The organism is Leifsonia sp. 22587 (assembly GCF_052044215.1).
In the GTDB taxonomy this organism is placed as follows: domain Bacteria; phylum Actinomycetota; class Actinomycetes; order Actinomycetales; family Microbacteriaceae; genus Leifsonia; species Leifsonia shinshuensis_C.
Genome location: NZ_JBQENB010000004.1, coordinates 341278 through 367245, shown reverse-complemented (window position 1 = coordinate 367245; position 25968 = coordinate 341278). Strand labels below are relative to the sequence as shown.

Genomic DNA, 25968 nt, shown 5'->3' with positions numbered 1-25968 from the left:
CCTCCAACAGTACCCCCCAGGGGTATATTCCTCAACCGCCCTGCGCTTGCGTGCGCATCCCATCCGGTATTTCCTAAGAGCCATGAGACTCACGAAGTTCGAACACGCCGGTCTGCTCCTCGAACAGGACGGCCGCAAGCTGTTCATCGACCCCGGAAGCTTCACCTCTCCGCTGACGGACACCGCGAACGCGGTCGCCATCGTCATCACCCACGAGCACCCGGACCACTGGACCCCCGAGCAGCTGAACCGCGTCCTCGAGCTCTCCCCCGACGCCACGATCTACGCGCCGGAGGGCGTCGCGGCCGCCGCCACGGACTTCGAGATCACCGTCGTCCACCCGGGCGACACCGTCGAGGCGGAGCCCTTCACGCTGCGCTTCTTCGGCGGACGTCACGCCGTCATCCACGAGAGCATCCCCGTCGTCGACAACGTCGGCGTGCTGGTCGACGACACCCTCTACTACGCGGGCGACTCGTTCTTCGTGCCGGAGGGGGTCGAGGTCGACGTGCTCGCCGCACCGGCCGGCGCACCGTGGATGAAGATCGCGGAGACGATGGACTACGTGCTCGCGGTGAAGCCCAAGCGGAGCTTCCCCATCCACGAGATGGTGCTCTCGCGGGCCGGCAAGGACATGGCGAACGGTCGTCTGCAGTGGGCGACCGAGCAGAATGGCGGCACCTTCTACGCGTTGGAGCCCGGCGACTCCCTCGACCTGTGAGCCCGGCGCGACCGTGAGCTCCCCCCGCGAGCAGGACCGGCCGGCGGTCGTCTGGTTCCGCGACGACCTGCGCATCGCCGACAACCCGGCGCTCCACGCCGCCGCGGAATCCGGGCGTCCGGTGATCTGCGTCTTCGTCTGGGACGAGGAGACGCCCGACCTGCGCTCGCCCGGCGCGGCGAGCCGCTGGTGGCTGCACCACAGCCTCGCGGCCCTCGCCGAGTCGCTGCAGGGCATCGGCGCCTCCCTCACGCTCCTCCGCGGCGCGTCCGAGTCGACGATGGCGCACCTGCTGACGGAGACGGACGCCGCGGCGGTGTTCTGGAACCGGCGCTACGGCGGTGTCGAGCGCCGCATCGACGAAGCGGTGAAGACCGCCGCGCGCGACGGCGGTCTCGAGGCGACCAGCTTCGGCGCGAACCTGCTGTTCGAACCGTGGACGATCCGCACCGGCCAGGGCACCGCGTTCTCGGTGTACACGCCGTTCTGGCGCGCCTGCCTGGCGGCCCCCTCCCCGCGGAAGCCCGGCCCGGCGCCGCGCTCTCTGCGGGCCGGCAGCCTGCCACCGGGCTTCGGCACGGTCGAACTGGACGACCTCGGACTGCTGCCCACCCACCCAGACTGGGCGGGCGGCCTCCGCGAGGCGTGGATCCCGGGTGAGAAGGCCGCGCACGACCAGTTGCGGAGCTTCCTCGCCGACGACCTGGCCGCATACAAGAAGGAGCGCGACGTGCCCGGCGTGGACGGGACCTCCCGTCTTTCGCCGCGTCTGCGCTGGGGTGAGCTGAGCCCGCACCAGGTCTGGCACGCGACGAGCGAACGGCGCGACCACTCGACCGCCGAGGGCGCGTCGACCTTCCAGGCCGAACTGGGCTGGCGCGAGTTCGCCTATCACACGCTCTTCGAGCATCCCGATATCGCGACCGTGAACATCCATCGTGAGTACGACTCCTTCCCGTGGCCCCGGCTGCATCCGTCCGCATTGCGGGCCTGGCAGAAGGGTCGCACCGGCGTGCCCCTCGTGGATGCCGGAATGCGGGAACTGTGGACAACCGGCGTCATGCACAACCGGGTGCGCATGGTGACGGCGTCGTTCCTCATCAAGAACCTGCTCATCGACTGGCGGCACGGTGAGCAGTGGTTCTGGGACACGCTGGTGGACGCCGATCCCGCGAACAACCCGTTCAACTGGCAGTGGGTCGCGGGGAGCGGCGCGGACGCCGCACCCTACTTCCGGGTGTTCAACCCGGAGCTGCAGCGCGAGAAGTTCGACGGGCGGGGCGACTACGTGCGCCGCTGGGTGCCGGAGTGGGACACCGGAGAGTATCCGGAGCCGATCGTCGACCTCAAGGAGACACGGCAGGCGGCGCTCGCCGCATACGACGCGGTCAAGCGCTCACGCTGAACGGGACGGGCTCAGCGCCCGTGCTCGGCCAAAATCTGGTCCACGTCGATCTGCCGCAGCAGGGCGTCCCAGTCGATCGAGCGCGCCTCCTCGGCGAGCTCCTCCTCGGCGAGCACCCGGCCGCTGCGCTCCACGACGATGCCCTCGGGCAGCATGCGGTTCAGCTCGGCCAGGATGGCGTCGTCGACGGCCTCCGTGTCGAAGTCGGCCCCGACTCGGGCGAGGTAGTCGCCGGAGACGGTGTAGGAGACGATCCCGGTTTCGATGCGGCTCATGCTCCGCATGTTAGCCCGTCCGGAGCCCGGCAGGTCACATCCCACGGTCGGTGCGCGCGTACAGTGCCCGGCATGACCGATCGAACGGACGACACCGCAGTGCCCCGCGACGCCGACGACCTCGCCGAGGCCGTGAGCCACCTGGGCAACACCGACACGGACCGGCTGGAGGCCGTCGCCGAGCACAACGAGTCGCTCGAGGAGCGCCTCCCCGACGACGCGGACCTGCCGCGCACGCACCCCCCAGCGGCCCCCTCCCCGGAACAGGGGTAGCCCCTCTCCCCTGTCCCCGGCTGGGGACTGGGGCGCGCGCTCTCCGCTCTGTACGGTTGCCGGGTGGGTGGACGGTGGATGCGCGAGCGCGAGGTCGGCAGGCTGCTGACGCGCCTGCCCGAGGGCTGGAGCGCATTCCGCTCCGCGGCCGCCGCATCCGGCGGCCCCGCTACGGACCCCGACCACCTCGTCGTCGGTCCGGGCGGCGTGTTCGTGGTTCGGACGAGACGGCACCACCGGGCGCGCCTGACCGTCGACGAGCGCTCGCTGGTGGCCGACGGCGTCAGGCAGCCGTCGCTGCGCGATGCCGAGCTGCAGGCCTCCCGGCTGCGCGGCCTCCTCTTCCGGGCCGGAGTGGAGGCGCCTGTGCTGCCGGTGACCGTCGTGGTCGGCGCGCGCGAGCTGCGGATGCGCGCGATGCCCGCCCGGGCGGCCGTCCTCCGCTCGGAGAACCTGCTGCGCTGGCTGACGCACCGGCCGGCGTGCGTGGATGCGGCCACGGTCGCGCGTGCCGTGGCGTTGTTCGCGGACCCGGCGAGCTGGCAGCCGCTGACGACGCGCGACGACGAGCGCGCGTTCCCGCTCAGGCCGGTTCGGCGCTGGTCCGCATCGTCAGCGTGAGGGCGCCCTCGGCCTCCACGAGTTCGAGCGTCACCGTCACCGCGGCGAGCTCGGACAGGGAGTGCAGGTGCGTGCCGCCGCACGGGATCTCGATCACGCCGTCGGGCAGCTCGGCGCGCCAGCGCCGGCGCTCGCCCAGGCCGTGGCCGTCGCCGTCGCGCGCGATCCCGACCGGCGCGCCGGTCGCCACCCACTCCGCGAGCAGGCCGTCGATCGTGGCCGAGAGCTCGTCGAGCCGGGCGGGCAGCTCCGCCGCGGCGAACCCCTTCTTGCGCAGGCTCTTCCCGATCCGGTACTCGTCGATCGAGCCGTCCGGCAGGATGCGGGAGCTGGTGATCGCGAGCTGGTCGAAGTCGGGCCGGCCGCGACCATCCATCTTCACCTCCTTGGTCCAGAGGGGGCTGAGCGCCTCGTTGAGCGCCAGGGAGGCGAGGTGGCAGGCCGTGTGGCCGGTGGACAGGGCCCGGCGGCGCTCGGCGTCGGCGGAGACGGCGACGGTCGCGCCCTCCTCGAGCCCGGTCGCGTCTTCGACGAGGTGGCAGACGACGAACGCCCAGCCCTCGGTTCCGGTGCGCACAGGCGCGTCGCCGACGAAGAGCGAGCCGCCGTCGGTGGCGCCGACCACCGCATCCACGATCGGGTAGGTGCGGTCGCCCAGGACGAGCTCCCCGGTGTCGGCCGGCTGATCCGGCCAGACCGGGTCGACGGGATGGAACGCGGTGCGATCGAGCACCACGGCCGTCCGCCCGTCGGGGAGGGACTCCAGGTGCACGACCGTCCCGGTCGCGGTGAGGTCGCCGTCCGGATAGGTGACGACGGTGTCGGTGCTGGGGAGGCTCATCCCTCCAGCCTAGGGTCCGGCGGCCGGTGGCGACGCGACGGCCGGATACGGCAGCATGACGGTATGGCGAACACCGGCGACCAGCCCTGGCAGCGCGTTCCGATCGACCCGCAGAGCGTCGACGCCCCGCTCTCGCGCGCGGCGGTCTTCCTGATCGTGACGGTCGAGGACACGCCCGAGGCGCTCGCCACGGCGAAAGGAGTCCTCGGCGGGATCACCGACCAGGTGAAGACCGTCGGCTTCCGCGACCTCGGCGCCCGGCTGTCGTGCAACGTGGGCATCGGCGCGGACTTCTGGACGCGGCTCACCGACACCGTCCCCCCGCGGGAGCTGCACCCCTTCCGCGAGATCGCCGGGCCGGTGCACACCGCCGTCTCGACGCCGGGCGACCTCCTGTTCCACATCCGCGCCGAGCGTGGGGACTTCACCTTCGAGCTCGAGCGCCAGCTCCTGAACGCCCTCGGCGATGCCGTGCAGGTGGTGGACGAGGTGGTCGGCTTCCGCTACTTCGACGCGCGCGACCTTCTCGGCTTCGTCGACGGCACCGCCAACCCGGCAGGCGGCGACATGGCCGCGGCGACCTGCGTCGGCGACGAGGACCCGGAGCACGCCGGCGGCAGCTACGTCGTCGTGCAGAAGTACCTGCACGACCTGTCGAGCTGGAACCGCCTGCCCGTGCCGTCGCAGGAGGGCGTGATCGGCCGCACCAAGGTCGAGAACATCGAGCTGCCGGACGCGGAGCACGGCCAGAAGTCGCACAAGACGCTCGCGACCATCGTCGACGAGGCCGGCGTCGAGCACGAGATCCTCCGCGACAACATGCCGTTCGGGCGCCCGGGCCACGGCGAGTTCGGCACGTACTTCATCGGCTACTCGCGGGCGCTCTGGGTGATCGAGCGGATGCTGCAGCGCATGTTCGTCGGGGATCCGGAAGGCAGCTACGACCGTATCCTCGACTTCTCCACGGCGGCCACGGGGACCACGTTCTTCGCGCCGACGCGCAGTTTCCTGGAGTCCCTCGGCGACTGACCGCGTCATGTGACGAAGGCTTTCGCAACAGGTCGTCATCTTCATGGCGCCCGCGGTCCGGCGCGCGGTACAAACGGTCGATCATGTCGCGCATCTTCACGAGCAAGTTCAACCCGGGCCGCGCCCGCTGGGAGCTGGTGGTCAGTCCCCAGGGCGACGTGTACGCCTTCCCGCTGACGCTGCCCATCGCCCAGCGGCAGGTTCTGGGCGGCCATCGGCGCTACCTCGTCGGGAGGGTCGCGAAGGGCACCCAGTCGTGGACGGCCGCCGGTCCGTCGGGACTCGTGTACGGCACGACGTTCCCGTCGCTGCCGTCGGCGCTGGAGGCGATCGCCGACGAGGCGGATCTGGCGCCGGTCCCCTGACCCGCGCGGGACCGGTCAGGCGGCGGACTTCAGGAGGGCGTCCTCCAGCGCCACCCACGGCAGCATCGCGCACTTGACGCGCGTCACGTACTTGGAGACGCCGGCCAGCGCGACGGCGTCGCCGAGCAGCTCCTCGTCCCCCTCGAGCGCACCCTTCGAGTGCATGAGCTCGCGGAACGCCCCGATGGACGCCGCGAGGTGCTCGCGGTCGGTCTCCTGCACCAGGTCGCTCAGCAGCGACGCGGAGGCCGTGGAGATCGAGCAGCCGTGACCCTCCCACCCGATCGACAGGATGCGCCCGTCGGCCGCGGTGCGCACGCCGACGGTGACCTCGTCGCCGCAGGTCGGGTTGAACTGGTGCGACGAGGCCGCCTCGTCGCCGGCGAGCCCGAACCCGTGCTTCTCTCGGGCGTGGTCGAGGATGACCTGCTGGTACAGGTTCTGCAGATCGCTCATCGGGCGGCTCCGTCCGTCACGCCGAAGAAGACGCGGGAGTCGGCGATCGCCTGGACCGCCGCATCCACCTCGTCGGCCGTGTTGTAGAGGTAGGTGCTGATGCGCGTGCTGGCCGTCGCGCCGAACCGGCGGTGCACAGGCTGCGCGCAGTGGTGGCCGACGCGCACGGCGACGCCGCGGTCGTCGAGGAACTGGCCGACGTCGTGCGCGTGGATGCCCTCCACCACGACGCTCGCCAGGCCCACGCGCGGGACGTCGGGCCCGGGACCGAGGATGCGCACGCCCTCGAGTTCGCCGAGGCCGGCCAGCAGCCGGCGCCCGAGCGCCTCCTCGTGCGCGGCGATCGCATCCATGCCCACCGCATCCAGGTAGTCGACGGCCGCGGCGAGGGCCACCGCCTGAGAGACGCGCTGCGTGCCCGCCTCGAACCGCTGCGGCGCCGGCAGGTACTCGGCGCCCTCCAGCGTCACCTGGGTGATCATCGAGCCGCCGGTGAGGAACGGCGGGAGCGCGTTCAGCAGCTCGCTGCGCCCGTAGAGCGCTCCGACTCCGGTGGGTCCGAGCATCTTGTGGCCGGAGAAGACGGCGAAGTCCACATCCAGCGCTGGGAGGTCCACCGGCAGGTGCGGGACGGACTGGCAGGCGTCGAGCACCACGAGGGCGCCCTGCGCGTGGGCCAGCGCCACGAGCTCCGCGACCGGGTTGATCGCTCCGAGCACATTGGACACGTGCGAGAAGGCGACGACCTTGGTGCGCTCGCCGATTAGGTCGGCGGCCTGGTCGAGCCGGAGCGCGCCGTCGTCGGTGAGCCCGATCACCCGGAGCGTCGCGCCGGTGCGGGCAGCGAGCTCCTGCCACGGGATGAGGTTGGCGTGGTGCTCCGCCTCCGTCACCACGATCTCGTCGCCGGGTCCCAGGCGGAAGCGCTCGGCGGCCGCGCCACCCCGTCCGAGGGATGCGTTGGACATGCCGTAGGCGAGCAGGTTGATGCCTTCGGTCGCATTGGAGGTCCAGACCAGCTCGTCGGGCTGCGCGCCGACGAAACCGGCGACGCGTGCGCGGGCGTCCTCGAACAGCTCGGTCGCCTCCCCGGCGACGGTGTGGGCTCCGCGGTGCACCGCGGAGGTGTACCGCTCCGCGAACGCGCGCTCGGCGTCGAGCACCTGCCGGGGTTTCTGCGAGGTCGCGCCCGAGTCCAGATAGACGAACGGGTGCCCGTTCACCTCGCGGGAGAGGATCGGGAAGTCCGCGCGTAGGGCGGACGTGTCGAGGACGGTGTCGGTGCGCATACGAGCGTCAACGTTAGCGGTGCCCGCTTCAATCCCGCTGGGTGTTGCGCATCCGCGCGCTTCCCTCTCCGGCAGGGGCGTGGATAGGCTGCTTCCGGCCCCCGAACAGGGGCAGACGATCCGACGATGGCGAAGGTGCTCTCATGTCGACCACTCCCTCCACCTCCTCCCGCTTCCGCCGCGCGCTCCTCGGCGCCGCCGGAGCCCTCGCGCTCGTGCTCGGCGTCGGCCTCGCCGACGCCCCGGCCGCGCTCGCCTGGGATCCGGGCCCGGGCTCCGGGCACGGGAGCACGGCGCTCGCGCCGCGGACCTCCTTCGAGATGGCCCCGGACGGCTCGAGCGGGGCGACCCAGGGCGGCGAGGGCATCCCGAACATCGACTCGGTCAAGAAGACCATCGCCACGTACTACGGCGACCCCGGCACCGGCATCGCGAACAAGACCGCATCGCCCTACATCAGCGAGCTCGACGGCATCCTGGCGAAGCAGGAGGCGCAGCTGCAGGCGGGCTACGACCGGGCGGTGAAGCACGGCCAGAAGCCGGCGATCGTGCTCGACACCGACGACACCACGCTGTGGACGTACGACATGGAAGTCGCGGACATGCACTTCACCTTCAACCCGGCCGAGCAGAACGTCTGGGTGCAGGACCAGCGCTTCCCGGCCACCCCCGGGATGGTCGACTTCGCCAACCGGGCCGCCGCGATCGGGTACACGGTCTTCGGCCTGACCGGGCGCAACGACGACCAGAAGGCCGCGACCCTCGGCAACCTCGCGAAGGTGGGCTACACCGCCTTCACCGCCGACCGCTTCTACACGAAGTGGACCGGGAAGGGCGCCTCTCAGCAGCCGTCGTACGTCACCTGTGCCGCCGCCAGCTGCACGACCGTCGAGTACAAGGCGCTCACGCGGAAGCACATCCAGGACCTCGGCTACACCATCACGCTCAACGTGGGCGACCAGTGGTCGGACCTGCAGGGCGGCTACGCGCAGGAGGCGCTGAAGCTCCCGAACCCGACGTACTACCTGCCGTCGCCCGACCTGCCCGGCGTCACGGAGCCGAAGCTCGCGCCCCGCACGCACTTCACGATGGCGCCGGACGGGTCGAGCGGGGCGACGCAGGGCGGTGAGGGCATCCCGAACATCGACTCGGTGAAGAAGACCATCGCCACCTACTACGGCGACCCCGGCACCGGCATCGCGAACAAGACCGCATCGCCGTACATCACCGAGCTCCGCGGCATCGTGCAGCGCCAGCTGCCCGTGCTCGCGGCGACCTGCTTCGTCGAGAAGAAGCTGCACAAGAACCCGGCGATCGTGCTCGACACCGACGACACCACCCTGTGGACGTACGACATGGAGGTGGCGGACATGCACTTCACCTTCGACCCGGTCGAGCAGAACGTCTGGGTGCAGGAGCAGCGCTTCCCCGCGACCCCGCACATGACGACGCTCGCGGCCGTCGCGCAGAAGGCCGGCTGCACCCTGATCGGCCTCACCGGACGGAACGACGACCAGAAGGCCGCAACCCTCGGCAACCTGGCGAAGGTCGGCTACACGGGCTTCACCGCGCAGAACTTCTACACCAAGTGGACGGGCGTGGGCGCATCCCAGCAGCCCTCGTACATCAACTGCGCGACGCCCAAGTGCACGACCATCGAGTACAAGTCGCAGACGCGGGCGCACATCGAGTCCCCCGCGGGCGGCCGGTACGACATCGTGGCGAACTACGGCGACCAGTTCAGCGACCTGATCGGCGGTCACGCCGACCGCACGGTCAAGCTGCCGAACCCGACCTACTACCTGCCGTGACCGACGTCCGCCCGGCCGTGCCCCGGTAGGCTCGGGGCATGGTCGAGCGGACGAACGGTTCCCCCTGGTTCTTCATCGTGGGGATCGTGCTCGTGATCGTCGGCCTCGCCGGTCCCCTGCTGGTGGATGCGGCGACGGGCGACGTCCAGTGGCTGATCCGCGGCGCCGGCGTGCTGGTCGCGATCGGCGGCGGCGTCCTCATCGGGTTCGGGGTGCGACGCCGGCAAGGGCGGTAGCCGCGCCTGGGTTTTCCTAGCCGGGCCTGACCGCTTCCCGCCTCCGGGCGCGCCGGGGGCTACGCTGACGTGCCATGAGCACGCTTACCTCCCCCGACGGAAGCACAATCGCCTACGAGCTCGACGGGACGGGCCCCGTCCTGGTGCTCGTCGACGGGGCCATGTGCTTCCGCGACGCCGGCCCGTTGCGCGGGATCGCCGCGGCACTCCGAGACCGCCTGACCGTCGTCCTCTACGACCGACGGGGCCGCGGGGCGAGCACGGACGCGCTCGCCGACCCGTCGGCGCGGGCCACGGCGGTCGCCCGCGAGATCGACGACCTGGGCGCCCTCATCGACGCGGCGGGCGGGCGCGCATCCCTGTTCGGGATGTCGTCGGGCGGCGCACTGGCGCTCGCGGCCGCCGCGGCCCTCGGCGCCGACCGGGTGCGGCGCGTCGTCGTGTACGAGCCGCCGTACCTGCCCGACCCGATGCTCCCCTCCGCCGAGGCGTACACCCGGCAGCTGCTCGCGGCGCTGGCGACCGACGACCGCACCGCCGCGGTCGAGCTGTTCCTGCGGCGCGTCGGCGTGCCGGAGGCCGGGATCGAGGGGATGCGGAACGCGCCCGGCTGGGACGCCACCCTCGCGCTCGCGCCGACGCTCGGGTACGACGACGCCGCGATGGGCGACAGCCGGGTGCCGGACGAACTGCTGCAAGCGATCTCCGTCCCCGTGCTGGGACTCGCCGGCGACCAGACGCCCGACTTCCTGCGGCTGGGCGCGGAGGGTGTGGCCTCCGGGGCGCAGGACGGCTCCTTCGAGCTGGTGGCCGGCCAGACCCACGACGTGTCCGGCGAGGCGCTGGCGCCGCACCTGCTCCGCTTCGTCACCGACTGACGAGACGGAGGACGGCCCCGGCCGGCACGAAGTGCGCCGTCCGGGGCCGTCCCTTAAGCGGTGTCAGCCGCGCGCGGTCGCGCCCTCGCGCTCCGGCTCACGGGAGAATCCGCGGATCGGGCTCACGGCCTGCTCCGCCTCGTGGTCCGGCCCGAGCGCGATGCCGGTGCGGTCGCGCAGCAGGAGCGTCGCGAGCAGGCCGAGCAGCGTCATCCCGGCCAGGTACCAGGTGACCGAGAGCGTCGTGCCCGTCGCCTGCACCAGCGCGGTCGCGATGGTCGGGGCGAACGCCCCGCCGAGGATCGCGCCGATCGCGTACGAGATCGACACCCCCGAGAAGCGGATGGACGCCGGGAACAGCTCCGAGTACAGCGCCGCCTGCGGCCCGTAGGTGAAGCCGAGACCGATCGTGAGGATCGCGAGGCCCAGGAACAGAAGGACCACGTTCCCCGTGTTGACCAGCGGGAACAGGACGAACACGCCGACCAGCTGCAGGATCCACCCGGCGATGTACGTCGTGCGGCGTCCGATGCGGTCGCTCAGCCAGCCGGCGAACCAGGTCGCGGCCAGCCACGTGATGGCCGACGCGGCGACCGCCCACAGCACCGGCCCGCGCTCGAGCTTGAGCGGACCCTCCGGGTTGGTCGCGTAGTTCTGGATGTAGCCACCGGTGGTCATGTAGCCCACCGCGTTGTTGCCCGCGAAGACGAACGCCGCGACGATCACGAGCAGGGCGTGCTTGCGGAACACCTGCACGATCGGCATGCGCGTGCGCTCACGACGCTCGGCGATCTCGGTGAAGACCGGGCTCTCCTCGACCCGGCGGCGCACCCAGTAGCCGATCACGATGAGCACGACGGAGAGCAGGAACGGCACGCGCCAGCCCCAGGCCACGAAGGCGTCCCCGGGGGCGATGACGGTCATCAGCGCCATGGCGCCGGAGGCGAGCAGCAGGCCGAGCGGAACGCCGATCTGCGGCGACGCGCCGAACAGGCCGCGCCGGGCCGTCGGTGCGTGCTCGACGGCCATCAGCACCGCGCCACCCCACTCGCCGCCCGCGGAGATGCCCTGCAGCACACGCAGCAGGATGAGCAGGATGGGCGCGGCGATGCCGATCGCCTCGTACGTCGGCAGCAGGCCCACCAGCGCCGTCGCGAGGCCCATCAGGATGAGGGTCACGACGAGCACCTGGCGCCGCCCGTAGCGGTCGCCGAAGTGGCCGGCGAGGAAGGCGCCGAGCGGCCGGAACAGGAAGCTCACGCCGACGGTCAGGAACGACAGGACGGTCGCGAACTGCGGGCCGGCCGGTGCGAAGAACAGCTGGCCGAAGACGAGTCCGGCCGCCGAGGCGTAGATGAAGAAGTCGTACCACTCGACGGTGGTGCCGATCACTGTGGCGAAGACGACGCGGCGGCGGTCCGCTTGCGAGCGGATGCTGCCGGTGGGGGTGAAGGGGGATGTGCTCATCGTTGTGTACTCCCGGGGTGCGACATCGTTGTCCGGAGCGGCGCTCCGTGCGGCAATGATATACGATTTCGGATCCGACGCAACGGGTAGCTGACCGAATCCCCTCCACGCCTCAGCCGATCGCGTCGAGCTCGGCGATCGCGTCCTCCGGGAGCGCGAGTCCGGCGCCCGCGATGTTGTCGTGAAGGTGCGCTACGGACGAGGTGCCCGGGATCAGCAGGACGTTCGGCGAGCGCTGGAGCAGCCAGGCGAGGGCGACGGCGAGCGGCGTGGCCGACAAGCGCTGCGCGACCGAGGCCAGCACGTCCGACTGGAGCGGGCTGAAGCCGCCCAGGGGGAAGTACGGCACGTACGCGATGCCCTGGCTCGCGGTCAGCTCGATCAGCGCGTCGTCCTTGCGGTTGGCGATGTTGTAGAAGTTCTGCACGGTGACCACCGGGGCGATGGACTGCGCCTCGGCCAGCTGTGCGGCATCCACCGTGCTGAGGCCGAGGTGGCGGATGAGCCCGTCGCGCTGCAGGTCGGCGAGCGCGCCGAACTGCTCGGCCAGCGAGCCCGGCTCGGGACGCTGGAAGCCGCCGACCCGGAGGTTGACGACGTCGAGCGCCTCCAGCCCGAGCGAGCGGAGGTTCTGGTGCACCTGGTCGCGCAGCTGCTGCGGCTCGCGCGCGTGGGGCCAGTTGCCCTCCGCGTCGCGCTCGGCGCCGACCTTGGTGACGAGGTGCAGGTCGTCCGGGTACGGGTGGAGGGCTTCGCGGATGAGCTCGTTGGTGATGTGGGGGCCGTAGAACTCGGCGGTGTCGATGTGGGTGATCCCTGCCTCCACGACCGCGCGCAGCACGGCGATGGCTCCGTCGCGGTCGGCGGGCGGTCCGAAGACGCCCGGCCCGGCGAGCTGCATGGCGCCGTACCCGACGCGGGTGAGGTCGAGGTCGCCGGCGCGGAAGACGCGGCCTGGGAGGTCGGTGCGGCCGGGGAGGTCGGTACGAAGGAACTGGTCGGAGAATGTCATGCCTTCACTCTGCGCCGCCCACGATCGGCCAGGCAGTGCCGCCGCGATCCTGGGGGCACGAGGACCTGGATGCGGTGATCCGGCGATCCTAGACTCTCGCCGTGGCCTCCTCCCGCTCCGAACCGAACTCCCTCGGCGAGTACCTCCGTGCCCGGCGCGAGCTGGTCGACCCGGCGTCCGTCGGTCTCCGCGTCACCGGCGTCCGGCGCACTCCCGGCCTGCGCCGCGAGGAGGTCGCCACGCTCGCCGGCATCAGCGCCGACTACTACCTGCGGCTGGAGCAGGGACGCGACCGTCATCCCTCCGCCCAGGTGCTCACGGCGCTCGCGCGCGTCTTCGAGCTGGACGCGGCCGCGACGGCGTACCTGCTGAGCCTCGCCGATCCGCAGCCGACCAGGGCGCGCCGGCCGCCGCGCCGCACCGTGCCGGCCGGCATCCTGCAACTCCTCGACGTCATCGACCTTCCGGCCTTCGTCGAGGACAGGATGTTCGACGTCCTGGCCGCGAACTCGCTGGCGACGGCCCTCTCCCCCAGCCTCCGGCCGGGCGCCAACCGGCTGCGCTCGGTGTTCCTCGACGAGGACGAGCGGGCGCTGTACCCGGAGTGGGAGCAGGCGACGGCGGGAATCATCGCGTCCCTCCGCGCCTCCATCGGCAGCGATGTCGACGATCCGCGCATCGCGCAGTTGGTGGGCGAGTTGTCGCTGAGCAGCGACCACTTCCGGCGCCTGTGGGCCCGCCACGACGTGAAGGGGCTCGGGGGCGGCGCGTCCCGGCTCGACCATCCGCGGGTCGGGATGCTGGAGCTCCGCCGCGAGAAGCTGCCCATCGGCGACTCCGGCGGTCAGCTGCTGGTGATCTACCACGCGTCGCCCGGGTCTGCCTCCGCCGCCGCGTTGCAGGCGCTGCGGGATGAGGTGGCGGCGGACGGCGCGGCCCCGACCGTGACCACGGCCTCGGCGGGTCGGTTGCGGGCGAAGTAGGGCGCGGTCCCGCCGCGGATCAGCCGCTGCCCGGGGCGCATGCCCCCTGGTGCGAAAGCGGACCCGTGCAACAGAATGCGTGCATGAGCGCGACGCCTCGCGTGATCCGCACGCCGGACCAGAGGCTGCGGGTCTTCGTCAGTTCGACCCTCAAGGAGCTCGCCCCCGAACGCCGGGCGGCGCGGGCTGCCATCGAGCGCCTGCACCTCGCCCCCGTGATGTTCGAACTCGGCGCCCGCCCGCACCCGCCGCGCGAGCTGTACCGCGCCTACCTCGAGCAGAGCGACGTCTTCGTCGGCCTGTACTGGGAGCGGTACGGCTGGGTCGCCCCCGAGGAGCAGGTCTCCGGTCTCGAGGACGAGTACAACCTGTGCCCGCCCGAGCTGCCCCGGCTGATCTACATCAAGGACCCGGCACCGGGCCGGGAGCCGCGGCTGTCCGAGCTCCTCGACCGCATCCGCAACGACGACCGGGCGTCGTTCAAGTACATCGAATCGCCCAAAGAGCTGCAGGTACTGCTGGAGGCCGACCTGGCCATCCTGCTCGCCGAGCGATTCGAATTGAGCCGCGTCGCGACGGCTCCCGCGCAACCGCTCGTCCCCGAGGCACCGGCCGAGCCGCCGGCCCTGCCCGCTCCCCTGACCCGACTCATCGGGCGGGCGGCGGATGTGGAGGCGATCCGCGGGATGCTCGCGAGCGGCGCCCGGCTCATCACCATCACCGGCCCCGGCGGCATGGGCAAGAGCCGGCTGGCGCTCGCCGCGGCCGCCGATCCGGGCGACCGCTTCCCCGACGGCGCCGTCTTCGTCGATCTCGCCCCCGCGCGCGACGAGAACGGGGTCATCGGCGCGCTCGCGCAGGCGCTCGGCGTGCGCGACACCGGCGACGCCCCTCTGGCCGACAAGGTGACGACGGCCCTCCGCGACCGCCGCCTGCTGCTCCTGCTCGACAACTTCGAGCAGGCGCTCCCGGCGGCGCCGGTCGTGACCGCCCTGCTCGCGGCCGCTCCCGGCACGGCGGCGATCGTGACCAGCCGCTCGCTCCTCCGCGTGGGCGGCGAGCGCCGGTACGAGCTCGGACCGCTGCCCGCCGACGATGCCGCCGCGCTGTTCGTGGAGCGGGCGCACGCCGTCCGCCCCGACTTCGAGATCACCCCGGAGAACGCCGACGACGTGGCGCGGATCTGCACGGCGCTGGACGGCCTCCCCCTCGCCCTCGAACTGGCGGCCGCGCGCGTTCGGGTGCTTCCGCCCCGCGAGCTGGCGCGACGGCTCGACCGTCGCCTCCCCCTGCTCGTCGGCGGAGCACGCGACCTGCCCGAGCGGCAGCGCACCCTGCGGGCGACGATCGACTGGAGCGCCCAGCTGCTCGACCGCCCCGAGCGGGCGCTGCTCGCCCAGCTGGGCGTCTTCGAGGGCGGCTTCTCGCTGGAGGCGGCGGAGGCCGTCGCTGCGGCCGTGCCGGTGGACGGGGAGGTCGTGGACGTATTGCCCGCCCTGGCCGCGCTGGTCGACAACAGCCTGGTCCGGCAGCACGAGGACGCCGACGCCGCACGGTTCTCCCTGCTCGCCACGGTGCGCGAGTACGCGCTGGAGCGGGCGCAGCAGGACGGGACGCTCGACGCGGTGCGCGACGCCCACGCGGCGTTCTACCTCGCCCTCGGCGAGCGCGCCGACGCCGCCCTCGAAGGCGCCGCCCAGCACGACTGGGTGGTCCGCCTCGGGGCGGATACCGGGAACCTCCGTGCCGCCGTCCGCCACCTGCTCGACCGGCGCGACTGGCCGGGCGCTGCCCAGCTCGCCTGGAGCCTCTACGTCTACTGGTGGATCGCCGGTCTGCTCGGCGAGGTGCGTGGCTGGATGGACGAGGTCCTCGCCGCCGACGAGCCGCTGGACGACCGCACCCGCGCGATCGCGCTGTACTTCACGCAGGCGATCACGTTCTGGCAGGACCCGGCCGGGACGGTGGCGGAGAGCCTCACCGAGAGCGCCGACCTGTTCCACCGGACCGGGGTCGACGACGGCGAGGCGCTGGCGCTCATCTCGCTCGCGCTCGCGGTGCTCGCCTCCCCCCGCCCGGACCCTGCCGCCGCCGACGACGCGATGGCGAGGAGCCTCGACCTCTTCCGGGGCTCCGGCGACCGCTGGGGCGAGGCGATGGCGCAGGTGATGCTGGGGCGCGTGGCGCTGCTCCGGCAGCAGGTGGATGCGGCGCTCGCCCACTTCGAGCAGAGCCTGGAGCTGGCCCGCGACAACGGGGACGAGCTCGGCGTGACCATCGCCCAGCACCACCGCGGGTGGGCGCGTCTGCTGCTCGGCGACGCGGCCGGGGCCGCATCCGACTTCGCGGCGTGCCTCGCCCTGTCGAGCCGGCTCGGTCATGCGGAGGGGATCGCCTACGGGCTGGAGGGCATGGTGGCGGTCGCGGCGCTCGCGGGCGACGCCCGGCGGGCCGGCCGGCTGCTCGGCGCGTCGCGATCGCTGCGGGAGCGGACAGGGCTGCACAACGTCCCGGCGTTCTCGTTCCACCAGCTCTTCGTCGACCGGATGCTCGCCGCGGGCGGCACGGCCGGAGTCGATGCGGAGACGTTCGAGGCGGCGGTCGCCGAGGGACGGTCGCTCCCGGCGGACCAGGCGGTCGCCGAGGCGGAGGGCCTGAGCCCGTGACCGACCGCGTGCACCCGTTCACGCGTGTCGTCGGCGCGATCATCATCCCGTTCCTGGTGGCCGCCGTCGTGCTGCTCTACCCGCTGGCCGACACCACGGACAAGCTGTTCGCCTGGACGATCCTGCCCCCGATCACCGCGATGCTCCTCGGGAGCGCCTACGTGGGCGGCATCGTGTTCTTCGTTCACGTGGTGCGTCCCAACCGCTGGCACGCCGTCCGTCACGGCTTCCCCGCCGTGCTGCTGTTCGCGACGCTGCTCGCGGTCGCGACCTTCCTGCACTGGGACCGCTTCCACTTCGGGCACCTGTCGTTCATCGTGTGGGTGACGCTGTACGTGACGACGCCGTTCCTCGTGCTCGCCGCGATGATCGTCAATCGCGGCGAGGATCCCGGTCAGGCCGTCGCCGAGCCGGATGCGACGCTCCCGCGGTGGCTGCGCATCCTGCTCGCCCTGATCGGCCTCTGCTCGCTGGTCGTCGGGCTGGTGCTGTTCGTCGCCCCGCAGCTCGCCATCTCGATGTGGGCGTGGCCGCTGACACCCCTGACCGCCCGGGTCTGCGGCGCCATCCTGACGCTGCCCGGCATGGTCAACGTGTGGATGCTCGGCGACGCCCGGTGGAGCGCGTTCCGCCAGATCTTCCAGGCGCAGCTGGTGAGCCTCGCCGCGATCCTCCTGGCGCTCCTGCTCCGCGGCGGCGAACTGCTGTGGTCGCGCCCCTCCGCCCCGCTGCTGGTCTGCGGCCTGGCGGGCGCATTCGTCGTGTACCTCGCCCTCTACGTCTGGGCGGAGCGGCGGCGCCTGCGGGCAGGCGCGCGGTATACCGAAGGCGGCCCTAGCTAGGCGAGTCGAGCTCCACCGCGCGAGGTTCGATATGGGCGCGCGGGAACTCCGCGTCGAAGTCGCCCCGCCCGTCCTGCCGCAGCGTGTCGACGATCGTCCGGTCTTCGCTCGATGAAGGCATTTACGATCGCGCGCCTGGCCGAGGTGTACAGGAAGATATACGATCCACTCGGGGCCTTCCGCCCCCTCCTCCGATGTCGAAGGGATTCCGAGTGCTCGATCGCCCGACCATCCAGGCCATCGCCGACGAACTCGCCGCCGCCGAGCGCGACCGCACAACCGTCCCGCTGCTGACCGCGCGTCACCCGGACATGACGGTCGAGGACTCCTACGCCGTTCAGCGCCTGTGGGTCGAGCGCGGGCTCGCCGAGGGGCGCAGACTCGTGGGCCGCAAGATCGGCCTCACCTCCAAGGTCATGCAGCAGGCGACCGGGATCACCGAGCCCGACTACGGTGCGATCTTCGCCGACATGGTCTACGAGACCGGATCCGTCATCCCGTTCGAGCAGTTCTCGAACGTGCGCATCGAGGTGGAACTCGCCTTCGTGCTCGCCGAGCCGCTCGCGGGCCCCGACGTCACCCTGTTCGACGTGCTGGATGCGACCAAGTACGTCCTCCCGGCGCTCGAGATCCTGTCGTCCCGCATCGAGATGCAGGGGCGCACGATCGTGGACACGATCTCCGACAACGCCGCGATGGGCGGCATGGTCGTCGGCGGCCGCCCGGTCGCGGTGGATGCCGTCGACCTGCGCTGGGTCTCGGCGCTGCTCTACCGCAACGAGACGATCGAGGAGTCGGGTGTCGCCGCGGCCGTCCTCGACCACCCCGCCACCGGCGTCGCCTGGCTCGCGAACAAGCTCGCCCAGCACGGCACGCGCCTGGAGGCCGGGGACATCGTCCTCGCCGGGTCGTTCACGCGCCCGATGTGGGTCGAGCGCGGGGACACCGTCCACGCCGACTACGGAACCCTGGGAGCCGTCACATGCCGATTCGTCTAGACCCGACGCCGACGTTCGCCGACCGCCTGAAGCAGGCGGATCGCACCCTGTACGGGATGTGGTCGTGCGCCGGCAGCCCGCTCGTCGCGGAGATCTGCGCGGGCAGCGGGCTCGACATCGTGCTGATCGACGGCGAGCACTCCCCCGTGAACCTGGAGTCGATCCTGGCCCAGCTGCAGGCCGTCGCGCCGTACCCGGCCGTGCCGGTCGTCCGGGCACCGTTCGGAGACACGGTCATCCTCAAGCAGCTGCTCGACCTCGGCGCTCAGAACATCCTCGTGCCGATGGTCGACAGCGGCGCCCAGGCGGAGGCGATGGTCCGAGCCGTCCGCTACCCGCCGCACGGTGGGCGCGGCGTGGGCAGCGCGCTGGCCCGCTCGTCGCGCTGGAGCCGCATCCCGGACTACCTGGCACGGGCGAGCGACCTCGTGTCGCTGACCGTCCAGATCGAGACGACCGACGGACTGGAAGCGGCCGCGGACATCGCCGCGGTCGACGGTGTGGATGCGCTGCTCGTGGGCCCCGCGGACCTGGCCGCGTCGATGGGCCTGCTCGGCCAGCAGAACCACCCCGACGTCGTCGCCGCCGTGGAGCGCGTGATCGAAGCCGGCCACGCGGCGGGCACGCCGGTCGGGGTGAACGCGTTCGACCCGGCCACCGCCGAACGCTACGCCGCGGCGGGCGCCGCCTACGTGCTCGTCGGAGCGGACGTGACCCTGCTCGCCCGAGCCTCCGAGGCACTGGCCGACCGCTTCGTCGGCGCCTCCCCCGACGCGCCGGCGGCCGCATCCTAATGAGCACATTGCACGCCCCGGCACGGATCGTATATCATTTCGAATACGGTCCCGCCCGACCGATCCCCGACGATGAGGAGCCACCACCCGTGACGGACATCCCCCGGCCCGGCAAGATCATCGCGGTGCACCTGAACTACCGCTCGCGCGCCGCGCAGCGCGGCCGCACCCCCGCCCAGCCCTCCTACTTCTTCAAGCCGTCGTCCTCCGTGGCCGCCACCGGCGGCGAGCTCGAGCGCCCGGCCGGCACCGAGCTGCTGGCCTTCGAGGGCGAGATCGCCCTCATCGTGGGACGGGCGGCCCGCCGTGTCTCCCCCGAGGACGGCTGGTCCGTCATCTCCGGCGTGACCGCTGCGAACGACTTCGGCCTCTACGACCTGCGCGCCGCCGACAAGGGGTCCAACGTCCGCTCCAAGGGCGGCGACGGCTTCACCCCTCTCGGCCCGGAGGTCCTGGCCGCCGGCGAGCTCGACCCCGCCGCCCTCCGCGTCCGCACCTGGCTGAACGGCGAGCTGGTGCAGGAGGGCACGACCGACGACCTGCTCTTCCCGTTCGGCCGGCTCGTCGCCGACCTCTCGCAGCTGATGACCCTGGAGCCCGGCGACGTGATCCTCACCGGCACCCCCGCCGGCTCGTCCGTCACGGCGCCCGGTGACACGGTCGAGGTCGAGGTGGATGCGCCCTGCGCCCCGGGCGCGCCGAGCACCGGCCGCCTGGTGACGCACATCACCGAGGGCACCATCCCGTTCGGCGACTTCGGCACGAAGCCCAGCGTCGACGATCTCCAGCGCGCCGAGGCCTACGGCACGCAGCCCGAACCCGCCTGGACGCTCACCGACGAGCTGCGCGCGAAGCTCAACAGCGTCGCCACCGCCACCCTCAGCTCGCAGCTTCGCAAGCGCGGCCTCGACAACGTCTCCATCGACGGCCTCACCTCCACGCGGCCCGACGTGCGCGTGGTGGGCACGGCCCGCACCCTCCGTTACGTGCCGAACCGCGAGGACCTCTTCCGCTCGCACGGCGGCGGCTACAACGCTCAGAAGCGCGCGTTCGACGCCGTCGGCCCCGGCGAGGTGCTCGTGATCGAGGCCCGCGGCGAGCGCGGCAGCGGCACCGTCGGCGACGTGCTCGCCCTGCGCGCGCAGGTCAACGGCGCCGCCGCGATCGTCACCGACGGCGGCGTGCGCGACCTCGCCGTGGTCGCCTCCCTCGACATCCCGACCTACCACAACGGTCCGCACCCCGCGGTGCTCGGCCGCAAGCACGTCCCCTGGGACACCGACCTCACCATCGCCTGCGGCGGCGCGACCGTGCAGCCGGGCGACGTGATCGTGGGCGACGCGGACGGCCTCCTGGTCATCCCGCCCGCCCTGGTCGAGGAGGTCGTCGCCGACGCGATCGAGCAGGAGCGCGAAGAGGAGTTCATCGCCGAGCAGGTCGCCGCGGGCCACCCGGTCGACGGGCTGTTCCCGATGAACGCCGAGTGGAGAGAGAGGTACCGCGCATGGTCGACGCAGCACTGAAGCAGGCGTCCCCGAGCAAGTCGCAGCTCGCCTACGACTTCATCCGCACGCGCATCGACGACGGCCGGTACGTCTCCGGGTTCCGCCTGGTGCTCGGACAGATCGCCGGCGAACTCGACATCAGCGTCGTCCCGGTCCGGGAGGCCATCCGGCGGCTGGAGGCGGAAGGGCTGGTGACGTTCGAGAAGAACGTCGGCGCCCAGGTCGCCCTGCTGCAGGAGGCCGAGTACACGTACACGATGGAGACCCTCGCTCTCGTGGAGGGCGCGGCGACGCGGATGTCCGCTCCCCTGCTGGACGGCGACCACATCGAGCGCGCCCGGATGATCAACCGCGAGATGATCGCGTGTCTCGACGACTTCATCCCCCACCGGTTCACGCAGCTGAACCAGGAGTTCCACGCGGTGCTGTTCGAGGAGTGCCCGAACCCGCACATCCTCGACCTCGTGCACCGCGGCTGGAACCGCCTGACCGTGCTGCGCGACTCCACCTTCAGCTTCGTGCCCGGCCGCGCCCGCGAGTCGGTCGACGAGCACGAGCAGATCCTCGCACTGATCGAATCCGGCGCCGATCCGCTGGAGATCGAGCTCGCCGCCCGCAGCCATCGGCTGGCGACCCTCGATTCGCTCCACGCGTACCAGAGCGAGCACAAGCAGCAGCACTGACCGCATCCACCGACAGGAGGCCGCGCATGGCGCAGCACCACATCCCCGAGAACCTTCCCGACCGCATCCAGCACTTCATCGACGGCCGCTTCGTCGACAGCGTGTCGGGCAAGACCTTCGACGTGCTCGACCCGGTGTCGAACGAGGTCTACGTGCAGGCCGCCGCCGGGCAGAAGGAGGACATCGATCTCGCCGTCGCCGCGGCCACCCGCGCCTTCCGCGAGGGCCCATGGCCCCGGATGAAGCCGCGCGAGCGCGCCCGGGTGCTGAACCGGATCGCCGACGCGGTCGAGGCTCAGGATGCGCGGCTCGCCGAGCTCGAGACCTTCGACACCGGCCTGCCGATCACCCAGGCGCTGGGGCAGGCGCAGCGCGCTGCCGAGAACTTCCGCTTCTTCGCCGACCTCATCGTCGCGCAGGCGGACGACGCCTACAAGGTGCCCGGCAGCCAGCTGAACTACGTGAACCGCAAGCCGATCGGCGTGGCCGGGCTCATCACGCCCTGGAACACCCCGTTCATGCTGGAGAGCTGGAAGCTCGCCCCTGCCCTCGCGACCGGCAACACCGTCGTGCTGAAGCCCGCCGAGTTCACGCCGCTCTCCGCCAGCCTGTGGGCGGAGATCTTCCGGGCGGCCGGCGTTCCCGACGGCGTCTTCAACCTCGTCAACGGTCTCGGCGAGGAGGCCGGGGATGCGCTGGTGAAGCACCCGGACGTGCCGCTCATCTCGTTCACCGGCGAGAGCCGCACCGGCCAGATCATCTTCGCGAACGCCGCGCCGTTCCTGAAGGGGCTCTCGATGGAGCTGGGCGGCAAGTCCCCCGCCGTCGTCTTCGCCGACGCCGACCTCGACGCCGCCATCGACTCGACGCTGTTCGGCGTCTTCTCGCTGAACGGCGAGCGGTGCACGGCCGGTTCGCGCATCCTCGTCGAGCGTCCGGTCTACGACGAGTTCCTCGAGCGGTACGCCGAGCGGGCGAAGCACATCGTCGTGGGCGACCCGCACGACCCGAAGACCGAGGTCGGCGCGCTCGTGCACCCCGAGCACTACGAGAAGGTCATGTCGTACGTCGAGCTCGGCAAGCAGGAGGGCCGGCTGCTCGCGGGCGGCGGCCGCCCGGAGGGCCTGGACCACGGCAACTACGTGGCCCCGACCGTCTTCGCCGACGTCGCCCCCGACGCCCGGATCTTCCAGGAGGAGATCTTCGGACCGGTCGTCGCCATCACCCCGTTCGATACCGACCAGGAGGCGCTGGAACTCGCCAACGGCGTGCGCTACGGCCTCGCCGCGTACATCTGGACCAGCGACCTGGAGCGCGCGCACACCTTCGCCCAGAACGTCGAGGCGGGGATGGTGTGGCTGAACTCGCACAACGTCCGCGACCTCCGCACCCCGTTCGGCGGGGTGAAGGCGTCGGGCCTCGGGCACGAGGGCGGCTACCGCTCCATCGACTTCTACACCGACCAGCAGGCGGTCCACATCACACTGGGCCCCGTCCACACCGCCCGGTTCGGCGCCACGGCGCACCAGCCCGAGGAGGCCGCCGAGGCGGCCGAGGACGCCGGCGACGCCTGACCTCCCCCGTACCGACCCACCCTCAGCGCAGAGAGAGCACCACCATGACCATCACCCCCGGCTCGCCCGAGCCCATCGTGACCGCAGCCGACCCGATCCCGGCCCCCACCGACCGCATCCCGACGCCGAAGGCGACTCCGCCGGACGTCGTCCGCTGCGCGTACATGGAGCTCGTCGTCACCGACCTCGCGGCCAGCCGCGAGTTCTACGTCGACGTGCTCGACCTCGTCGTGACCGAGGAGGACGAGAACACCGTCTACCTGCGCTCGTTCGAGGAGTTCATCCACCACAACCTCGTGCTGAGAAAGGGCCCGGTGGCGGCCGTCGCGGCGTTCTCGTACCGCGTGCGCACGCCCGAGGACCTGGACCGCGCCGTGGAGTTCTACACCGAGCTCGGCTGCCGGGTGGAGCGGCGCAGCGAGGGGTTCACGAAGGGCATCGGCGACTCGGTCCGCGTCGAGGACCCGCTCGGCTTCCCGTACGAGTTCTTCTACGAGGTGGAGCACGTGGAGCGTCTGGCGTGGCGCTACGACCTCTACACGCCGGGTGCGCTGGTCCGGCTGGACCACTTCAACCAGGTCACCCCGGACGTCCCGCGTGCCGTGAAGTACATGGAGGACCTCGGCTTCCGCGTGACCGAGGACATCCAGGACGAGCACGGCACGACCTACGCCGCGTGGATGCGCCGCAAGCCGACCGTGCACGACACCGCGATGACCGGCGGCGACGGCCCGCGGATGCACCACGTCGCCTTCGCCACGCACGAGAAGCACAACATCATCGCCATCTGCGACAAGCTCGGCGCCCTGCGCCGCAGCGACTGCATCGAGCGGGGGCCGGGCCGTCACGGCGTCTCGAACGCGTTCTACCTGTACCTCCGCGACCCGGACGGTCACCGCGTGGAGATCTATACGCAGGACTACTACACGGGCGACCCGGACAACCCCGTCGTCACCTGGGACGTGCACGACAACCAGCGCCGCGACTGGTGGGGCAACCCCGTCGTGCCGTCCTGGTACACGGAGGCGTCGACCGTGCTCGACCTCGACGGGAACCCGCAGCCGCTGACGACCCGCACCGACGACTCCGAGATGGAGGTCACGATCGGGGCGGACGGCTTCTCGTACACCCGCAAGGAGGACGAGCCCCGGGGCTTCAAGCTCGGCGCTCAGGTCTGACGGGCCCGGGCCCGGGAGCCCTTCTGCCGCTGTTCGTCACGTCTGCGGTCGTTCGCGCACGCGCAGACGTGACGAATCGCCGCAGTCGTCCGGGCTGAGCCGCGCTCACGCGTCGGGCGACGCGACCGCGAGGCGGAAGCGCGGTTCCGCGGGCTCGCCGTCCAGCGCGAGGCGGCGCAGAATGTCGCCGAGCGCCGGGCCGAACTTGAAGCCGTGACCCGAGAACCCGGTCGCGACGACCACCGGGCCGACGCGGTCGAGCACGAAGTCCTCCGACTCCGTGCTGTCGTAGAGGCAGCTGATGCCCTCTGGACGCGTGGCGTCGACGCCGGGCACCCACTCCGCGACGTACTCCTGCAGGCGGCTGAGCCGTGTGGGGTCGATGGTCCGGTCGCGCAGGTCGGGGTCGACGGCCGGTCCGGTTCCGTGGAAGCCCACCTTCACACCCTCCCCCGGGGTCAGCAGCCCATAGACGCTGGGCGAGCCGTCGGCGGTGGGATGGTGCACGAAGCTCGGCCACCTGCTCTCGTCGTGCGCGGGACCGGGCCGCAGTGGGAAATGCGCCGGCTGCTCCTCGGTGACGGTGACCGTCGGGATCGTGACGCCGTTCGCGGCCAGCCACGGACGGACGAGCTCGGGCGTCCACGAACCGGCGGCCACCACGACCCGGTCGGCCGTGTGCGTTCCGTCGGAGGCGGTCACGGCCACAGCGTCACCGTCCGGATCGATCCCGGAGGCCCGCACGCCGAACCGGAGTCGCGCGCCGGCGGCCTCCGCAGCGTCGAGCAGCGCATCCACCGCGTCCGCCGCACGCAGCCGGCCGCCGCCCGGGCTGAACAGCACCCTCTCCTCGAAGCGCAGCCCCGGCCAGCGACCGGCCGCCTCGGCGCCGGTGAGCCACTCGTAGGGCAGCTCGGCCACATCCTGCGCCTCTGCGATCGCCGAGAGCGCCTCGGGCGCGCCGTGGTCGACGGCGCCGGTGCGGTCGAAGATCCGCCGCCCGGAGGTCCGCTCCAGGTGGTTCCAGCCGTCCAGGGCGCGGACGGAGAGCGCCACGTAGTCCTGCTCGGCGTACCCGTGCCGGAAGATCCGCGTGGCGCCGTGCGACGATCCGCGGTCGTGCCCGCGTTCGAACGCCTCCAGCAGGAGGACGGATGCGCCGGCGCGCGCCAGCGACCAGGCGGCCGAGGCGCCGACGACTCCGGCGCCGATGACGATCACGCTGGGGGCCATCCCGCCACCCTATCGGTGGGCGGGGCCCGGCGCGGTCGCAGCTAGTGCGACCCGAGCTGCGAGTCCACCAGCGAGTACCCGCCGTTGGGGTTGCGCGAGGGCTCCGGCTCGCCGAAGCGCGGGTTCGCCTTGCCCGGGAGACTCTCCATCGGCACATGCAGGCGGCGCGCCGCGACGGCGGCCACCAGAGCCGCGGCGAGCAGGACGGCACCGGCCGCGACGAGCAGCCAGCCGACGACGTCACCCCGGGTGAGCAGCACGACACCCCACGGCCCGGTCATCCACGCCCCGGCGCCCGCGAGGATCGCCAGCCCCACGAGGAGCCCGACCCTCCGGCGCCGCCGCTGATCCTTCTCGAACTCCGCCATCAGTGCGCTCATACGCCACCCCCTGTCCACACCCTAGTGGCGTGGCAACCGGGTCAGGAAGCCTCGACGACCTCGAACCGGTTCCCGTCCTGATCGTGGGCGGCGAACATCGCCGGGACACCGGGCCAGCGCAGCAGCTCGCCGACGGCGACGCCCTGCCGCTCCAGGGCGGCGTGCGCGACCCCCGCATCCCGCGCCGCGAAGCGCACGCCCGTCTCGACCCCGGCGGGCGCCTCGTCGCTCGCCCGCACCAGCGAGACCGAGACCGGAGACCCGGGAGGCGCGAGCATGATCCAGCGGCCGCCCGTCTGCGGGAGAGGCGCATCCACCCGGACCTCGAACCCGAGCACGTCGCGATAGAAGGCGAGCGCCCTGTCCTGATCCGCGACCGGGATGCCGATCGTGCTGACGCCGACGATGCCGGCTCCGTCCGTGTCCGTCATGGCCGACATCCTGCCGCATCCG

27 protein-coding genes are annotated in these 25968 nt (G+C 71.9%); 18 read left to right on the top strand and 9 right to left on the bottom strand.

Annotated features, from left to right (window positions below):
- The first annotated feature begins 82 nt into the window (after nt 1-82).
- Both ACTJI1_RS17560 and ACTJI1_RS17555 read left to right on the top strand, forming a co-directional pair.
- Entirely contained in the window at nt 83-721 is a 639-nt protein-coding gene (locus ACTJI1_RS17560) for an MBL fold metallo-hydrolase (protein WP_310128746.1), read from the top strand.
- Between the two features lie 13 nt (nt 722-734).
- A complete protein-coding gene (locus tag ACTJI1_RS17555; RefSeq protein WP_440743636.1) occupies nt 735-2126 on the top strand; it encodes a cryptochrome/photolyase family protein in 1392 nt (463 codons plus the stop codon).
- Between the two features lie 11 nt (nt 2127-2137).
- On the opposite strand, the gene ACTJI1_RS17550 is transcribed toward ACTJI1_RS17555, so the two are convergent.
- Nucleotides 2138-2401 (bottom strand): hypothetical protein, encoded by a 264-nt coding sequence (locus ACTJI1_RS17550; RefSeq protein ID WP_310128741.1) that lies wholly within the window; start codon nt 2399-2401, stop codon nt 2138-2140.
- A gap of 72 nt (nt 2402-2473) precedes the next feature.
- Here ACTJI1_RS17550 and ACTJI1_RS17545 point away from each other — a divergent pair, with 72 nt between their 5' ends.
- Nucleotides 2474-2674 carry a hypothetical protein gene (locus tag ACTJI1_RS17545; protein ID WP_440743635.1) on the top strand — a complete coding sequence of 67 codons (201 nt, stop codon included), beginning with the start codon at nt 2474-2476 and terminating at the stop codon, nt 2672-2674.
- A 63-nt stretch (nt 2675-2737) separates the two neighbouring features.
- Nucleotides 2738-3295 carry an NERD domain-containing protein gene (locus tag ACTJI1_RS17540; protein WP_440743634.1) on the top strand — a complete coding sequence of 186 codons (558 nt, stop codon included), beginning with the start codon at nt 2738-2740 and terminating at the stop codon, nt 3293-3295.
- Here the strand turns inward: ACTJI1_RS17540 and ACTJI1_RS17535 are convergent.
- Nucleotides 3258-4136: a metal-dependent hydrolase gene (locus tag ACTJI1_RS17535; RefSeq protein WP_440743633.1), complete on the bottom strand. Its 879-nt coding sequence runs from the start codon at nt 4134-4136 to the stop codon at nt 3258-3260. The two genes, ACTJI1_RS17540 and ACTJI1_RS17535, sit on opposite strands and share 38 nt — an antisense overlap.
- Nucleotides 4137-4199: 63 nt before the next feature.
- Here ACTJI1_RS17535 and ACTJI1_RS17530 point away from each other — a divergent pair, with 63 nt between their 5' ends.
- Nucleotides 4200-5165, top strand: coding sequence for a Dyp-type peroxidase (locus ACTJI1_RS17530; protein WP_440743632.1), 966 nt, complete (start codon nt 4200-4202; stop codon nt 5163-5165).
- Between the two features lie 83 nt (nt 5166-5248).
- Nucleotides 5249-5530 (top strand): hypothetical protein, encoded by a 282-nt coding sequence (locus ACTJI1_RS17525; protein WP_310128735.1) that lies wholly within the window; start codon nt 5249-5251, stop codon nt 5528-5530.
- A 15-nt stretch (nt 5531-5545) separates the two neighbouring features.
- On the opposite strand, the gene sufU is transcribed toward ACTJI1_RS17525, so the two are convergent.
- Both sufU and ACTJI1_RS17515 read right to left on the bottom strand, forming a co-directional pair.
- Nucleotides 5546-5986 (bottom strand): Fe-S cluster assembly sulfur transfer protein SufU, encoded by a 441-nt coding sequence (gene sufU, locus ACTJI1_RS17520; RefSeq protein WP_310128734.1) that lies wholly within the window; start codon nt 5984-5986, stop codon nt 5546-5548.
- Nucleotides 5983-7275, bottom strand: coding sequence for a cysteine desulfurase (locus ACTJI1_RS17515; RefSeq protein ID WP_440743631.1), 1293 nt, complete (start codon nt 7273-7275; stop codon nt 5983-5985). The genes sufU and ACTJI1_RS17515 overlap by 4 nt, the downstream gene beginning before the upstream one ends.
- A 143-nt stretch (nt 7276-7418) precedes the next feature.
- Here ACTJI1_RS17515 and ACTJI1_RS17510 point away from each other — a divergent pair, with 143 nt between their 5' ends.
- The 3 genes from ACTJI1_RS17510 to ACTJI1_RS17500 all read left to right on the top strand — a co-directional run bounded on the left by ACTJI1_RS17510 (nt 7419) and on the right by ACTJI1_RS17500 (nt 10200).
- Nucleotides 7419-9086: an HAD family acid phosphatase gene (locus tag ACTJI1_RS17510; RefSeq protein ID WP_440743630.1), complete on the top strand. Its 1668-nt coding sequence runs from the start codon at nt 7419-7421 to the stop codon at nt 9084-9086.
- Between the two features lie 38 nt (nt 9087-9124).
- On the top strand, nt 9125-9322 hold the full coding sequence (locus tag ACTJI1_RS17505; RefSeq protein ID WP_440743629.1) for a hypothetical protein: 198 nt from the start codon (nt 9125-9127) through the stop codon (nt 9320-9322).
- A 74-nt stretch (nt 9323-9396) separates the two neighbouring features.
- Nucleotides 9397-10200, top strand: coding sequence for an alpha/beta fold hydrolase (locus ACTJI1_RS17500; RefSeq protein WP_440743628.1), 804 nt, complete (start codon nt 9397-9399; stop codon nt 10198-10200).
- Nucleotides 10201-10263: 63 nt separating this feature from the next.
- On the opposite strand, the gene ACTJI1_RS17495 is transcribed toward ACTJI1_RS17500, so the two are convergent.
- Together ACTJI1_RS17495 and ACTJI1_RS17490 are read right to left on the bottom strand one after the other, a co-directional pair.
- Nucleotides 10264-11667 carry an MFS transporter gene (locus tag ACTJI1_RS17495; protein WP_440743627.1) on the bottom strand — a complete coding sequence of 468 codons (1404 nt, stop codon included), beginning with the start codon at nt 11665-11667 and terminating at the stop codon, nt 10264-10266.
- Between the two features lie 112 nt (nt 11668-11779).
- Nucleotides 11780-12679 (bottom strand): oxidoreductase, encoded by a 900-nt coding sequence (locus ACTJI1_RS17490; RefSeq protein ID WP_440743626.1) that lies wholly within the window; start codon nt 12677-12679, stop codon nt 11780-11782.
- A 101-nt stretch (nt 12680-12780) separates the two neighbouring features.
- Between ACTJI1_RS17490 and ACTJI1_RS17485 the strand changes: the two genes are divergently transcribed.
- From ACTJI1_RS17485 to hpaD, 9 genes are all read left to right on the top strand, one after another.
- On the top strand, nt 12781-13662 hold the full coding sequence (locus tag ACTJI1_RS17485; protein ID WP_440743625.1) for a helix-turn-helix domain-containing protein: 882 nt from the start codon (nt 12781-12783) through the stop codon (nt 13660-13662).
- 83 nt (nt 13663-13745) lie between these two features.
- Nucleotides 13746-16328, top strand: coding sequence for a DUF4062 domain-containing protein (locus ACTJI1_RS17480; protein ID WP_440743624.1), 2583 nt, complete (start codon nt 13746-13748; stop codon nt 16326-16328).
- Nucleotides 16325-17170: a hypothetical protein gene (locus ACTJI1_RS17475; protein WP_440743623.1), complete on the top strand. Its 846-nt coding sequence runs from the start codon at nt 16325-16327 to the stop codon at nt 17168-17170. Before ACTJI1_RS17480 ends, ACTJI1_RS17475 begins: the two co-directional genes overlap by 4 nt.
- Nucleotides 17171-17364: 194 nt before the next feature.
- Entirely contained in the window at nt 17365-18168 is an 804-nt protein-coding gene (gene hpaH, locus ACTJI1_RS17470) for a 2-oxo-hept-4-ene-1,7-dioate hydratase (RefSeq protein WP_440743622.1), read from the top strand.
- Nucleotides 18153-18962, top strand: coding sequence for an HpcH/HpaI aldolase family protein (locus tag ACTJI1_RS17465; RefSeq protein WP_440743621.1), 810 nt, complete (start codon nt 18153-18155; stop codon nt 18960-18962). The genes hpaH and ACTJI1_RS17465 overlap by 16 nt, the downstream gene beginning before the upstream one ends.
- Before the next feature lie 89 nt (nt 18963-19051).
- Entirely contained in the window at nt 19052-20485 is a 1434-nt protein-coding gene (locus ACTJI1_RS17460) for a fumarylacetoacetate hydrolase family protein (protein WP_440743620.1), read from the top strand.
- Nucleotides 20467-21150: a GntR family transcriptional regulator gene (locus ACTJI1_RS17455; protein ID WP_440743619.1), complete on the top strand. Its 684-nt coding sequence runs from the start codon at nt 20467-20469 to the stop codon at nt 21148-21150. Before ACTJI1_RS17460 ends, ACTJI1_RS17455 begins: the two co-directional genes overlap by 19 nt.
- Before the next feature lie 26 nt (nt 21151-21176).
- Nucleotides 21177-22724, top strand: a complete 1548-nt coding sequence (gene hpaE / locus ACTJI1_RS17450) for a 5-carboxymethyl-2-hydroxymuconate semialdehyde dehydrogenase (RefSeq protein WP_440743618.1) — start codon at nt 21177-21179, stop codon at nt 22722-22724.
- A gap of 44 nt (nt 22725-22768) precedes the next feature.
- Nucleotides 22769-23902, top strand: a complete 1134-nt coding sequence (gene hpaD, locus ACTJI1_RS17445) for a 3,4-dihydroxyphenylacetate 2,3-dioxygenase (protein ID WP_440743617.1) — start codon at nt 22769-22771, stop codon at nt 23900-23902.
- Between the two features lie 105 nt (nt 23903-24007).
- Here hpaD and ACTJI1_RS17440 read toward each other — a convergent pair whose 3' ends face one another.
- From ACTJI1_RS17440 to ACTJI1_RS17430, 3 genes are read right to left on the bottom strand one after another with little or no spacing between them, the layout of a single operon-like run.
- A complete protein-coding gene (locus tag ACTJI1_RS17440; protein ID WP_440743616.1) occupies nt 24008-25135 on the bottom strand; it encodes an FAD-dependent oxidoreductase in 1128 nt (375 codons plus the stop codon).
- A gap of 41 nt (nt 25136-25176) precedes the next feature.
- Entirely contained in the window at nt 25177-25515 is a 339-nt protein-coding gene (locus tag ACTJI1_RS17435; protein WP_440743615.1) for a hypothetical protein, read from the bottom strand.
- A gap of 41 nt (nt 25516-25556) precedes the next feature.
- Nucleotides 25557-25946: a VOC family protein gene (locus tag ACTJI1_RS17430; RefSeq protein WP_440743614.1), complete on the bottom strand. Its 390-nt coding sequence runs from the start codon at nt 25944-25946 to the stop codon at nt 25557-25559.
- Nucleotides 25947-25968: the final 22 nt, after the last annotated feature.